This window comes from Palleronia sp. THAF1, assembly GCF_009363795.1.
Classification (GTDB): Bacteria; Pseudomonadota; Alphaproteobacteria; order Rhodobacterales; family Rhodobacteraceae; genus Palleronia.
The window spans coordinates 452,055-464,264 of the sequence record NZ_CP045420.1 but is presented as its reverse complement, the minus strand read 5'-3'; the positions used below and the strand labels follow the sequence as shown (position 1 = coordinate 464,264).

12 protein-coding genes are annotated in these 12,210 nt (G+C 65.5%); 3 read left to right on the top strand and 9 right to left on the bottom strand.

All coding sequences use genetic code 11. The features are described 5' to 3' along the window. Position 1: 1 nt before the first annotated feature. On the bottom strand, positions 2–646 hold the full coding sequence (locus tag FIU81_RS02355; RefSeq protein ID WP_124110899.1) for a GntR family transcriptional regulator: 645 nt from the start codon (positions 644–646) through the stop codon (positions 2–4). Positions 647–685: 39 nt separating this feature from the next. On the opposite strand from FIU81_RS02355, the gene FIU81_RS02350 reads away from it, so the two are divergent. Continuing rightward, the gene (locus FIU81_RS02350; protein ID WP_254695975.1) at positions 686–1,939 is read left to right on the top strand and encodes an FAD-dependent monooxygenase; all 1,254 of its coding nucleotides are present in this window, start codon (positions 686–688) and stop codon (positions 1,937–1,939) included. A 10-nt stretch (positions 1,940–1,949) separates the two neighbouring features. On the opposite strand, the gene FIU81_RS02345 is transcribed toward FIU81_RS02350, so the two are convergent. Then, on the bottom strand, positions 1,950–2,402 hold the full coding sequence (locus tag FIU81_RS02345) for an Lrp/AsnC family transcriptional regulator (protein WP_124110898.1): 453 nt from the start codon (positions 2,400–2,402) through the stop codon (positions 1,950–1,952). Further along, the gene (locus FIU81_RS02340; RefSeq protein ID WP_124110897.1) at positions 2,399–2,854 is read right to left on the bottom strand and encodes an Lrp/AsnC family transcriptional regulator; all 456 of its coding nucleotides are present in this window, start codon (positions 2,852–2,854) and stop codon (positions 2,399–2,401) included. Before FIU81_RS02340 ends, FIU81_RS02345 begins: the two co-directional genes overlap by 4 nt. 136 nt (positions 2,855–2,990) lie before the next feature. Here FIU81_RS02340 and ilvC point away from each other — a divergent pair, with 136 nt between their 5' ends. Both ilvC and FIU81_RS02330 read left to right on the top strand, forming a co-directional pair. After that, positions 2,991–4,013 carry a ketol-acid reductoisomerase gene (gene ilvC / locus FIU81_RS02335; protein ID WP_124110896.1) on the top strand — a complete coding sequence of 341 codons (1,023 nt, stop codon included), beginning with the start codon at positions 2,991–2,993 and terminating at the stop codon, positions 4,011–4,013. Positions 4,014–4,112: 99 nt separating this feature from the next. Next, positions 4,113–5,021 carry a DMT family transporter gene (locus FIU81_RS02330; protein ID WP_124110895.1) on the top strand — a complete coding sequence of 303 codons (909 nt, stop codon included), beginning with the start codon at positions 4,113–4,115 and terminating at the stop codon, positions 5,019–5,021. Here FIU81_RS02330 and FIU81_RS02325 read toward each other — a convergent pair. From FIU81_RS02325 to FIU81_RS02300, 6 genes are all read right to left on the bottom strand, one after another. Further along, complete coding sequence (locus FIU81_RS02325) at positions 4,972–5,412, bottom strand: GtrA family protein (RefSeq protein WP_124110894.1); 441 nt, start codon at positions 5,410–5,412, stop codon at positions 4,972–4,974. The genes FIU81_RS02330 and FIU81_RS02325 overlap by 50 nt on opposite strands. Then, positions 5,409–6,755, bottom strand: coding sequence for a phosphoglucosamine mutase (gene glmM / locus FIU81_RS02320; RefSeq protein WP_124110893.1), 1,347 nt, complete (start codon positions 6,753–6,755; stop codon positions 5,409–5,411). Before glmM ends, FIU81_RS02325 begins: the two co-directional genes overlap by 4 nt. Continuing rightward, positions 6,752–7,759, bottom strand: coding sequence for a dihydropteroate synthase (gene folP / locus FIU81_RS02315; RefSeq protein WP_124110892.1), 1,008 nt, complete (start codon positions 7,757–7,759; stop codon positions 6,752–6,754). Before folP ends, glmM begins: the two co-directional genes overlap by 4 nt. Before the next feature lie 44 nt (positions 7,760–7,803). Next, on the bottom strand, positions 7,804–8,700 hold the full coding sequence (locus FIU81_RS02310; protein ID WP_124110891.1) for a dihydroneopterin aldolase: 897 nt from the start codon (positions 8,698–8,700) through the stop codon (positions 7,804–7,806). Between the two features lie 59 nt (positions 8,701–8,759). Next, complete coding sequence (locus FIU81_RS02305; protein ID WP_254695974.1) at positions 8,760–9,464, bottom strand: cell wall hydrolase; 705 nt, start codon at positions 9,462–9,464, stop codon at positions 8,760–8,762. Between the two features lie 161 nt (positions 9,465–9,625). Next, on the bottom strand, positions 9,626–12,205 hold the full coding sequence (locus FIU81_RS02300) for a putative PEP-binding protein (RefSeq protein WP_124110890.1): 2,580 nt from the start codon (positions 12,203–12,205) through the stop codon (positions 9,626–9,628). Between the last annotated feature and the right edge of the window lie 5 nt (positions 12,206–12,210).

The following is a 12,210-nucleotide window of genomic DNA, read 5'->3' as shown; positions in this document are numbered from 1 at the left end:
TTCACACGTCTTGTCCGGAGTCGTGACGCAGACGTGTCTCATAGGCTTGACTGATATGCGCCGTCAGGGCATCCCTCGCCGCCACGCTGTCGCGCGCTTCCAGCGCCGCCACGATGCACGCGTGTTCCTCCAGCGCAACGACACCGCGGCCTTCTACGGCAAGCGATGTGGTTGCCAGAAGTGCCATCGAGCGGTGCACCAGATCCAGTTGCCGCACGAGGAACATGTTGTGCGATGCCAGATGAATACGCTTGTGAAACCGCCGGTTCGCGCGACTCAGGGCCTGCGGGTCGTCCAGCCGGTTCCTGTCCTCTGCCACCATCTGCGCCAAGACCCGCAGCTCTTCTGCCGTGGCATGGCGGGCGGCCAGTTCGGCGGCCAGCCCCTCTAGTTCAGTGCGCACGATATACAGCTCGGCCATCTGGTTGTGATCGAGCGATGCGACCATCAGAGACCGGCCATCGCGGGTCAGCAAAGACTGGGTTTCCAACCGTTGCAGGGCTTCGCGGATAGGGGTGCGAGAGACGCCAAAGCGCTCAGCCAGTTCGTTTTCGACCAGCCTGTCACCGGGTCGATAGACGCCGGTGTCGATGGCTTCGAGAAGCAGGGCGTAGGCGTCGCGTTGGGGGGGGCGCAGATCGGACATGCGCCGAGCATAGCAGCACGGGCCAAACCCGCCAGAGCAATGAAAGACGAGCCATTGCGTCGCACAGGGCGTGACCTTGCTGCGCGCGCCGCCTATCTGGAGCGTATGGAAAAGACGGACATCTTCATCTCGGGCGCGGGTATCGCGGGTATGATCCTGGCGGCGCTGCTGGCCAAGCGTGGACATACCGTAACGGTCTGCGACCCCTCGACGCCCGCGGACGCCATGTCGGACGAAGACAGCGATCTGCGCTCAACCGCCTATCTTGCGCCCTCCATCGCGGTGCTGGAAGAGGCGGGGCTGTGGCAGCACCTTGCGCCCGACGCCACGCCGCTGGAGGCGCTGCGGGTGATGGACTCCACCGGCTGGCCGCCGCGCCAGACTGCGACCCGAACGTTCCGCCCCGGCGATCTGGATCTGCCCGCGTTCGGGCAGAACGTGATGAATTGGCGCGCCCATCGCATCCTGTTGGACGCGTTGAACGATGCGTCACGCGTCAATTTGCGGCTAGGCGTTGGCTTCAGGTCCATGCTCGCCCGAGAGAACGAAGTGCGCGTGACCCTGACCGATGGCAGCCGTCTGTCCGCCGCGCTGGTGATCGGCGCGGACGGGCGGAACTCGCCCGTGCGTGGGGCGGCCGGGATCGAGGCGCGCGACCGGCGCTACGGCCAGAAAGCGCTAGCCTTCGCCTGCACCCATGCCGATCCGCACCAGCATGTCTCGACCGAGGTCTACAACGGCGGCGGCGCGTTTGTGACCGTGCCCTTGCCAGATCACGAGGGGCAGCATGCGTCCTCTATCGTTTGGATGTCCACGGGCGCGCGCATCGCGGAATTGCAGGCGATGAACGCCGAAGCTTTCGATGCGGAACTGACCGAACGTGCACTGCACATCATGGGGCCGATGCAGCGGATCACACCCATGCGCGTTTGGCCGATCATCACCCGTACCGCCGATGCGCTGACGGCGCGGCGCACGGCACTGGTGGCAGAGGCCGCGCATGTCCTGCCACCCATCGGTGCGCAGGGTCTGAATACGTCGATTGCTGATATTGCGGCACTGGCAGACGCCATCGAAGGCGGAGATCCGGGACGCGATGCGGCGTTGGAGACCTATGCGCGCAGCCGCCACCGCGACATGGCGATCCGCGCTACGGCGATCGACGCTTACAACCGGCTGTGCCAAGCCGACTCTGGCCCGCTGCAAGCGTTGCGCTCGGCGGGATTGAAGGCGGTGCATGACCTTGGCCCCTTGCGGCGCAACGTGATGATGGCGGGGATGGGCGGAGCGTGATCTGATGCGATCAGATCGGACCGGCGCGCCGTTCCTCTGACAGCAGAACGTTCGCTTCCACGTTCCCAACGCCCGGCATCGTCAGGATGCGACGGCGCAGGACACGTTCGAAATCCTCCAGATCGCGGGCGACGACGCGCAGGCGATAGTCGTAAAGGCCGAGCACATGCTCAACGGTCTGCACCTCTGGGATGGCGGTGATGGCGCGCTCGAACTCGCCCAGCGCGGTGCGACTGCGGGCCGCGAGTTTGACGCCCAGAAAGACCGTCACGCCGAAACCGAGGGCCGCCAAATCCAGATCGAGCCTTCGACCAGCCAGTACCCCGGCCTCCTCCAATCGTTTAACACGTCGCCACGCGACGGGCTGTGACAGGCCGACCGCCGCGCCGAGTGCCGCCGTGGACAGGGTCGCGTCGCCGGACAGCGCGGCGAGGATGGCGCGGTCCACATCATCCAGCGTCATAGTGGCAACCTTTCATCGCGCTTCAAGGTCGCGACCTGCATCAGAGCCTCGCATTCGGCGATATGCGGCAGGGACAGGATGCGCGTGCGATAAAGGCGATGGTAGTCCTGTAGATCACGGGCGACGACATTCAGGCGCACATCGACGCGGCCCAGAAAGGTCTGGATTTCGATCACCTCCGGCACCTGACGCGCGGCATCGAGGAAAGCGTCAAAGGCGCGGGGGTCGGTCTTGTCGAGCGTGAAGCGCAAACTGACCTCTACCGCGTAGCCGAGTGCGCGCCAGTCGATCACCGCGCGTTGGCCTCTGAGCACACCACTGGCGCGCAGCTTTTCGAATCGGCGCGTCGCCAGTTGCGTGCTGACACCAGCGCGCGTGGCCAGTGCCGAAAGAGTGGCATCGGGGGTGTTCTGCAATTGGCGCAGCAGTCGCCTGTCTGTATCGTCGAGCATGAGTATTTATAAAAACAAAGAAGCAGCGAATGAAAGGTATCATCTGCATGGTGAAAATGTGCAAAACGATCACTTCCTCCGCCAGCCAACGTCCCTATGCTACGGCCATCATAACTTCGGGACAGGGAGACGGCACATGCGCGTCTATTACGACCAGGATTGCGACATCAATCTGATCAAGGACAAGAAGGTGGCCATCCTTGGCTACGGCAGCCAGGGCCACGCCCATGCGCTGAACCTGCGCGATTCGGGTGCGAAGAATCTTGTCGTCGCGCTGCGCGACGGCTCGCCCAGCCGCGCCAAGGCCGAGGGTGAAGGCCTGAAGGTCATGGGCATCGAAGAGGCCGCCGCCTGGTGTGACCTGATCATGTTCACCATGCCCGACGAACTGCAGGCAGAGACCTACCGCAAGCACGTGCACGACCACCTGAAGGACGGCGCGGCGATGGCGTTTGCACATGGCCTGAACGTGCACTTCGGCCTGATCGAGCCCAAGCCGGGCGTCGATGTCATCATGATGGCCCCCAAGGGCCCCGGCCATACCGTGCGCGGCGAATACACCAAGGGTGGTGGCGTGCCTTGCCTTGTGGCCGTGCATCAGGATGCATCGGGCAAGGCGATGGAGCTGGGCCTGTCTTATTGCTCGGCCATCGGTGGCGGCCGTTCGGGCATCATCGAAACCAACTTCCGTCAGGAATGCGAAACCGACCTGTTCGGTGAGCAGGCCGTGCTGTGCGGTGGCCTCGTCGAGCTGATCCGCATGGGCTTCGAGACGCTGGTCGAGGCCGGTTACGAGCCGGAGATGGCGTATTTCGAGTGCCTGCACGAGGTGAAGCTGATCGTGGACCTGATCTACGAAGGCGGCATCGCGAACATGAACTACTCGATCTCGAACACTGCCGAGTATGGCGAGTATGTCAGCGGTCCGCGCATCCTGCCCTACGCCGAGACGAAGGCCCGGATGAAAGAGGTTCTGACCGACATCCAGACCGGCAAGTTCGTGCGTGACTTCATGCAGGAAAACGCCGTTGGCCAGCCGTCGTTCAAGGCGACCCGGCGTCTGAACGACGAGCACCAGATCGAGCAGGTCGGTGAGAAGCTGCGCGGCATGATGCCGTGGATTTCCGCCGGTCGCATGGTCGACAAAGAGAAGAACTAAGCCACTTCCGGGCGCTGCTGTCGCGGCGCCCGGTTTTCTGCCTGCACGTTTGGCGCGCGCCCTATGGGCCTTTGCGCACTAACGGTTTAGGTCCCGCGCATGACCGACCGCCCCACCCTGGAAAATTGGCTATCCATCGTCGTTCTCGGCCTGATCTGGGGCGGGACGTTCATGGTCGTGTCGATCGCGTTGCGCAGCTATGGGCCGATCACGGTGGCCTGCGCGCGCACCACGCTTGGGGCCGCGGCCTTGATCGCGCTGATGGGCGTCATGGGCCTACGATGGCCAACGGACCGCGCGTTCTGGGCCTCTGCCATTCCGATCGGCCTTGTGACGACCGCCTTACCCTTCTTCCTGCTGAGCTGGGGACAACAGCATGTGCCGTCCGCCTTTGCTGGCCTGTCGATGGCATCGCTGCCGCTGTTCGTCCTGCCGCTGGCGCATTTCTTCTCGGACGAGCCGATGTTCTTGCGCCGGGCCGTGGGTGTCGGCGTTGGCTTCACAGGTGCCGCCGTGCTTATCGGGCCAGGTGTCAGCGACATGGGGGGCGATACGCTTAGCGCCTTGGGCCAGATCGCCTGCGTGTCGGCGGCGGTCAGCTATGCGGTCGGATCGATCCTGACGCGCCGCGCCCCGCGCGCCCATGCCATCACCCTATCCGCGATGACCCTGCTGGTTGGCGCGGTCATCCTGATCCCCGCGATGCTGCTGGTCGAGGGCGTGCCGCAGGTCCGCACCGATCTGAGCGGCGCGTCGATCCTGTTCCTGGGCCTGATCCCCACGGCGCTGGCCGCTCTGATCCGGGTGCGCGTGGTGCAAACGGCCGGATCGAACTTCATGACGCTGGTGAACTACCAGGTGCCGATCTGGTCGATGGTCTTCGGCGCGACACTACTGTCAGAGGCCCTCCCCGCGCGCTTCTTCGCGGCGCTCGCTCTGATTCTGACGGGACTGGCGATCAGCCAGTGGGGTGCGCTGACCCGGATGCTGACAGCGCCCGGTCGGTGAAGACGTAGCGCCGGTCCAACTGGTATTTGACGACGTAGCCGATGGCGAGGCCGATCACCGCCCCAAGCTCTCGCATTCGGTCGGTGCCGAAGGCCAGCCAGAAGCCGGTTTCCGTGCCCCAAAAGATCGCCGTGGTGATCAGGCCCATCGCTGTATAGAGGCCGAACTTGCGCGTGTGGGCGGCCATGCCGGTGGACAGGTCGGCGAAGATGTAGCGCTTGTCGAGCGCGTATTTCAGCACCAGCCCCGCCAGAGTTCCTGCGAAAACGGCCAGCGCGAAGACCACCGCGCCTTCGCCCGCCGCCAGCACAATCCTTTGCACGCCGAGGTTCAGGATCGTCGCGAGGACTGCAAAGCAAGTGTAGCGCAGGATAAGTGTAGTCCGGCTCACGCCGCCGCGCGCGAGATCTTGTCGGCGATGCCGTCAACGACCTCGTGCAACAGCGCCTCATCCTCGCATTCGGCCATGACGCGGATCAGGGGCTCTGTGCCCGATGCCCGGATCAGTACGCGGCCAGCACCGCCCAAGCGTTCCTCTGCCGCCGCGATCTCTGTCTTGACGGCGTCGTCTTCCAGCGGGGCCTTGCCAGGGGCGTAGCTGACATTCTTCAACAGCTGCGGCACCTTATCGAACTGTTGCATAAGCTGGCTGGCAGTCTTGCCGGTCTCTATCATCGCGGTGAGGAACTGCAGGCCCGCCAGCAGGCCATCGCCGGTGGTGGCGTGATCCGTCATCACGATATGCCCGGACTGCTCGCCGCCAAGATTGAACCCGCCCGAGCGCATCGCCTCGACCACGTAGCGGTCACCAACGCCTGTGCGGTGCAACGAGAGGCCGTGGCCGGTCAGGTAACGCTCCAGCCCGAGGTTGCTCATCACCGTGGCTACAAGCGTGCGCTGGCTGAGCTTGCCCACTTCGGCCCAGCGACGCGCGAACAGCGCCATGATCTGATCGCCGTCGGCGACTTCGCCGGTCTCGTCGATGATCATCACACGGTCGGCGTCACCGTCGAGACAAATGCCCACATCGGCGCGACGCTCCCGCACCATGCGGGCGGCGGCCTCTGGCTTGGTAGAGCCGCAGTTCAGGTTGATGTTGGTGCCGTCAGGCTCGACGCCCATGGCGATGACCTCTGCCCCCAATTCCCACAGGATTTCGGGCGCGGTGCGGTGGGCGGCACCGTTGGCGCAGTCGATCACGACGCGCATACCGTCGAGGTTCTGGCCTGACGGCAGCGACGCCTTCAACCGTTCATTGTAGCGGAAGCGCGCATCGTCCACGCGGCGGGCGCGCCCGATGTTACCGGGTTTGGCGGGGGCCACGCCGCGTTCGACCAGCTTCTCGATCTCGGTCTCGGCGCTGTCGGACAGCTTGAAGCCGTCGGGGCCGAAGAACTTGATGCCGTTGTCTTCGTGCGCGTTGTGCGAAGCAGAGATCATCACGCCCGCATCGGCGCGCATCGACGGGGTCAACATTCCCACGGCAGGGGTCGGCACAGGGCCCAGCAAAAGCACGTTCATGCCGGTAGAGGTGAACCCGGCCGTCAGAGCGTTTTCGAACATGTAGCCCGACAGCCGCGTGTCCTTGCCGATCACAACGCGGTGCGCGCCCATCCCTTCACGCCGGAAGAACCGCCCGGCGGCCGCGCCAAGGCGCATCGCCATTTCGGCGGTCATCGGATGGGTGTTGGCTCTGCCGCGCACGCCATCGGTGCCGAAGAGTTTGCGTGTCATGGTGTCTCTCCACTCGTTGCCGCCTGCCACAACCGAAGCGCCTGTCGTGTCGCGGCCATGTCATGCACCCGCACGATCTGCACCCCTTGCGCGATTCCCGCAAGCGCGACGGCCACGGACCCCGGCATTCTATCGCCGGGCGTGTCCGCCTCGCCGATGGTGCCGATGAAGCGTTTACGCGACGCGCCCAGCAGGATCGGGCAGCCGAGCGTATGGAACAGCGACAGCCGGGCCAGCAGTGACAAGTTATGCTCCAGCGTTTTGCCGAAGCCGATGCCGGGGTCGATGACGATGCGCTCACGGTCGATTCCAGCGCTCGTCGCGGCGTCGATGCGGTCGGACAGATGGTCGTAAACGTCGAGCAAAACGTCATCGTAGTGCGGCGCGTCCTGCATGGTTTGCGGATCGCCCTGCGCATGCATCAGGCAGATCGGTAGGCCGCTGTCGGCAGCAGTAGTGGCCATGTCCGCGTCCCAGGTCAGCGCGGAGACGTCGTTCAGCATGGTCGCGCCTGCACGGGCCGCAGCCGCTGCGACGGGCGCCTTGCGGGTATCCACCGAGATCACGCCGCTCCATTCAGCGCGCAGGGCGGCGATCACGGGCTGGATGCGCGCGATTTCCGCGTCCACTGGCACCTCTTGCGCGCCGGGGCGGGTGCTTTCGCCGCCCACGTCGATGATATCGGCCCCTTCTCCCACCAGCCTGCGCGCGCCGGCCTGCGCCGCGTCGCCCTCGTGCTGGCCGCCATCAGAGAAACTGTCAGGCGTGGCGTTCAGGATCGCCATGATGCGCGGGCGGTCCATCGCGAGACCCGCAACATGCGCGCGCGGGGTGGTCAGCCGCACCTGCACGTCATCCGGCAATGCGTCCGCGCTGACGACCTGCGCGGACCCGTCCCGCTCCAATCGTTCCAGATGCGTGAACCAGCCCCAGCCACCGGCCAGCGGCAGCGCCTTCGCGGGGCGGCTCGGTCCAACCTGCACGAGTGGTCGCCAATAGCTCACCGCCCTGCCCCTCTTTGCTTTTCACAAATACCCATGGCGCGCCCTCAGACCTCCCACCGTTCGGTCGGGAATGGGGCCTCAGGCGCGTTCCATCCCACGGCCACAAGGCGCTGCGCATGCATCACCTCACCCAGCCAAGCGGCCAGCGCGACGGTGTCCAGCGCCTGAACCGATGGCGGGTGGGTCGCGTCGAGCACCAGTTTCGACGGCGCCCAAACGCTGATCCGGCCTTTCTTCAGGGCCCAGTCCAATTCCGTCCGGGTTTCCACCACCACACAGCGCGGATCGCGGGCGGCAAGGCGCCAGCAGTTCTGCTCTATGGCCAGAAGGTCGATCCGGCGCTGGGTCAGCGGGTGCCCGGTGACCGGAACCGCACCGGGGTGTGGGCCGACGCACAGGATGGTAGGGCCAAGGTTCGCGACGCGGTCGATCATCGCGCTTAGACCGTCGGAATCGATGGCAGGATTGGTCAGGAAACCGATCACCGGGCGCGGTGCCTCGCCTCCAGCGTCGGGTGTCGCGGCCCCGGCGGCGCGCACGATTTCGACGCCCAAGGCGCCGGGTCCAAGGTCCAGCTTTTCGATCCGAACGAAACAACGAAGCGCCTGCGGTTCGGCCAGCACTCGCGCGGCGACCTTTTCAGCCAGCGTTTCCAGCAGGTTCAGGCGCTCTTCGTCCAGCGCGGCGGCGATGGCTTCGGTGATCGTGTCGTAAGACAGCACACGGTCCACGTCGTCCGTTTCGGCCACGCCGGAGGGGCGCACCTCGACCACCACGTTGAACAGCACGCGCTGGGTACGGCCACGTTCGGGTTGGAAAGCACCGATCTCGACCTCGACCAGATGGTCGCGCAGGCTGATGCGGTCGGCCATGTCCGAGGGCGGATAGGCGGCGGCGCGCGCCTCGGGGTGCTGGAAGGCCAGCGTCGTGTCGTTCGCCATGCCGCGCCTCACTTGTTGCGTCGGGCGCGGCATAGGCCAAATCGCAGCGCGACGGAAGCTTAGCCGTAGTTGTAGAAGTGATGCGCACCGATGGTGGTGGTGCGGGCGAAAACGCGGCTCCACGATGGGCTGACGGCCTTGGTATGATAGAACAGCGCACCGTCGGTCAGGTCCAGCGGAGCCGTTTCATCCAGCACCAGCTTGGCGATCTTGCCCATGCGCAGGTGGGCGGCACGCTCGCGGAACACTTCCGGGTGGCGGTCGCACTTGTAAGAAAACTGGCAGCCGCGCCCGTTGCCGACGCCCTGCCCGATCACCCGGCAGACACTGTCGGGGAAGCGAGAGCTTTCGGCCCGGTTCAGGATCACTTCCGCGACCGCAAAGATCCCCTGCACCGTTTCGCCGCGTGCCTCGAAATACAAGGCTTCGGTCAGGCATTTCCACTGCGCATCGCCGCTTGCGGCGGGCAGCGCGTCGAGGAACGCCTTGGAATACTCGATGTCCATCGTAGGCCTGCTGCGGGTCAGGCCGAGCGCCGTCGCAAGCGTCGCCGAACGGGCGGGCTTCAGCACGGGCGCATCCGCGCCCAGCATCCCCATCAGCCGGTCATCCAGCGAGGGCGGCGTCGTCTCGATTCCGATGTCGATGCTTCCCTTCGTGGAAAAGCGAATTTCGGCAGTTGCGGGAAGTGCCGTGGCCGAAACAAACAGGCAAACAAGCATAAGGCGCGCCAAACGGCGCAGGGCGAACAGATCGCTCCGCATCGAGAACCTCTTATATCAAGTGATCGGAACCGCCCGATGGGCCGGCGCGTTTGCCAGAGGTTCCTGAAACTGCGCGCTGTTTACGCACCATCTGCCTAGCGTCAAATGCGGCGGTGCAGCAGTCGGCGTCATCTTGCCGCCGATAAATAAAGTTGCGTGACTTAGCGCTCTGGCGGCGCGGTTGTTGTGCGTCCACGCTCTCTAATGGCCAAATGTGCGGCAGCCAGTCGAGCCACCGGCACACGGAACGGTGAGCAGCTGACATAGTCGAATCCGGCGGCCCGCGCAAAGGCAATCGAATCGGGATCGCCGCCGTGTTCGCCGCAGATCGACAGAATCAGCGTCGGGTTGCCGCGCCGCCCGCGTTCAGCCCCGATCGTGAGCAATTCACCCACGCCATCGGTATCAAGCACAAGGAACGGATCGTCCGCGAACACCCCTTCGCGCACGTAGGCGGACATGAACCGCCCGGCGTCGTCGCGCGACAGACCGTAGGTCATCTGGGTCAGGTCGTTCGTCCCGAAGCTTAGGAATGTCGCGTATTCGCCGATCTCATCCGCGCGCAGGGCAGCGCGGGGCGTTTCGACCATGACGCCAAGACGATAATTGAAATCGACCCCGGTCTCGACGCGCACGGTCGCCGCAACGGCATCGAGGCGGGATTTTACCAGCTCGACCTCTCGCCGGGCGGACACCAGCGGGATCATCACCTCTGGCGTAACGCCGGGACCGGCGGCACATGCGGCCTCGAAGATCGCACGGGCCTGCATCTCGTAGATTTCAGGGATCGCGATGCCCAGCCGCACGCCGCGCATCCCCAGCATCGGGTTGAACTCGCGCAGCGAGTCGATGCGGCGTTGCACCGCCTCCAGCGGCAGGTCGAGGCTGGCGGCAAGGTCCAGCATTCCCTTGCGGTCGGTCGGCAGGAACTCGTGCAAGGGTGGATCGAGCAGCCGGATCGTGACCGGACGCGCGCCCATGATCTGGAATATCTCGGCAAAATCGGCGCGCTGCACGGGCAGCAGTTGCTCCAGCGATGCGGCGCGATCTTCGGCGTTCCGGGCGAAGATCATCTCTCGCATTGCGGTCAGACGGGTGTCGTCGAAGAACATATGCTCGGTGCGGCACAGACCGATGCCTTCGGCCTGAAACCGTTCGGCGATCCGCACGTCGGATGGCGTGTCGGCGTTGGCCCGCACGCCGATATCGCGCCGTTCATCCGCCCAGTTCAGGATCGTCTGGAAAGCGTCGTCCAGCGCAGGCTCCAGCAACGGCACCGTGCCGTCCAGAATGCGCCCGGTCGAGCCGTCGAGTGTGATCGTCTCCCCTTCCGCCAAGACCCGCCCACCCGGGACGGTCAGGGTGCGGGCGCGGGCGTCGATGGTGATCTCTGACGCTCCGACGACGCACGGCAGGCCAAGCCCGCGCGCGATGACGGCGGCGTGGCTGGAGACACCGCCCCGTTCGGTCAGGATACCGCTGGCAGAATGCATGCCCAGAACGTCATCGGGCGTCGTTTCGGGCCGAACGAGGATCACCGCCTCTTCCCGCGCGGACGCTGCCTGAGCAGCGGCAGAGGTGAAGACGATGCGCCCGGTCGCGGCACCGGGGCTGGCGGCGATGCCCTGTGCCAACCGGTCGGTCGCGGCCTCTGGGTCAATCTGACGGTGCAGCACATCCAGCAGCGCGCGCGGTGCGATGCGCAGCACGGCCTCGGATTCGGGGATCACGCCGTCCGTCGCCAGCGCCACCGCGATCCGCAGACCGGCGCGCGCGCTGCGCTTGACGCGCACGGCGTCGAGGATGTGCAGATCGCCGTGGTGAACGGTGAACTCCACCTGCATTTCTTCGCGCAGACGGGTGCGGCACAACTGGCCAGTGACATGCAGACTATCGAAGATCGCAGGCGCCTGCTCTTCCAGCGACGGGCCGCGCGCGTCGCGGGTCAGGTAGAGCGCGCCTGCATTGGGCACCAGCGCCTCACGGCCCTGACTCTGGCGCAAGTAGCGCCCGGTGATCTGCGGCAGACCAGTCTCGGACGATACGAACTGGATCACGCCGGACCCGCTTTCGCCCGAAGCCGGGTTGCCGACGCCCAGCACCATGCGTTGCACGACAAGCCCCAGCCCCGCATCTGCGGGCGCGCCACGGGCTTGGCGCAGCAGGCGCGCGGTGGTGCCGTCCCATGCGCGGGCCATGGCGGCCAGAACGGCGCATAGCTGCGCGGCGGGATCCTGGGGGAACGGCTCTTCGGCCTCGGTCGCGTAGGCGTCGCGCATCTCTGCGATGGGGCGTCCGTCGAACAGATCGGGGTTCAGGCGAGAGACCTGCACGGCGAAGGACTGGATGAAGCGGGCATAAAGCGCATCCGCCGCATCAGGCCCCAACGCATGGGACAGCGCGGCGTGGCGCGCGTCATTCATGCCGATGTTCAGGATAGAGGGCGGTCCGCCCCAGTCGGTCATCCCCGAAGACGGGCGGACAGACACCAGCGGGTCAGGCCCCAACGCGTCGATGATCGCTTGCGTGTCGATCCGGCCGCCCTGGGCAAGGTCGAAGACGGTCGCGAAATCCAGCGCTAGCGTGTCGGGTACGGGCAGGCCCAGACGGATCAGCCGTTGCAGACACTTCGCGCGCCCCCCGTGCCGGTCGGCACGGATGTTCGCGGTGGGCGTGATCCGGGTCGCGCCATCTGGGTCTGGGTCATGCTGCACTGCGGCGCTCCTGTTCGGTCGGAGCATACGCC

Coding starts and splice junctions, on each gene's coding strand:
- FIU81_RS02355 (WP_124110899.1), bottom strand. CDS start 646: ATGTCCGATCTGCGCCCCCCCCAACGCGACGCCTACGCCCTGCTTCTC.
- FIU81_RS02350 (WP_254695975.1), top strand. CDS start 686: ATGAAAGACGAGCCATTGCGTCGCACAGGGCGTGACCTTGCTGCGCGC.
- FIU81_RS02345 (WP_124110898.1), bottom strand. CDS start 2,402: ATGACGCTGGATGATGTGGACCGCGCCATCCTCGCCGCGCTGTCCGGC.
- FIU81_RS02340 (WP_124110897.1), bottom strand. CDS start 2,854: ATGCTCGACGATACAGACAGGCGACTGCTGCGCCAATTGCAGAACACC.
- ilvC (WP_124110896.1), top strand. CDS start 2,991: ATGCGCGTCTATTACGACCAGGATTGCGACATCAATCTGATCAAGGAC.
- FIU81_RS02330 (WP_124110895.1), top strand. CDS start 4,113: ATGACCGACCGCCCCACCCTGGAAAATTGGCTATCCATCGTCGTTCTC.
- glmM (WP_124110893.1), bottom strand. CDS start 6,755: ATGACACGCAAACTCTTCGGCACCGATGGCGTGCGCGGCAGAGCCAAC.
- FIU81_RS02310 (WP_124110891.1), bottom strand. CDS start 8,700: ATGGCGAACGACACGACGCTGGCCTTCCAGCACCCCGAGGCGCGCGCC.
- FIU81_RS02305 (WP_254695974.1), bottom strand. CDS start 9,464: ATGCGGAGCGATCTGTTCGCCCTGCGCCGTTTGGCGCGCCTTATGCTT.
- FIU81_RS02300 (WP_124110890.1), bottom strand. CDS start 12,205: ATGCTCCGACCGAACAGGAGCGCCGCAGTGCAGCATGACCCAGACCCA.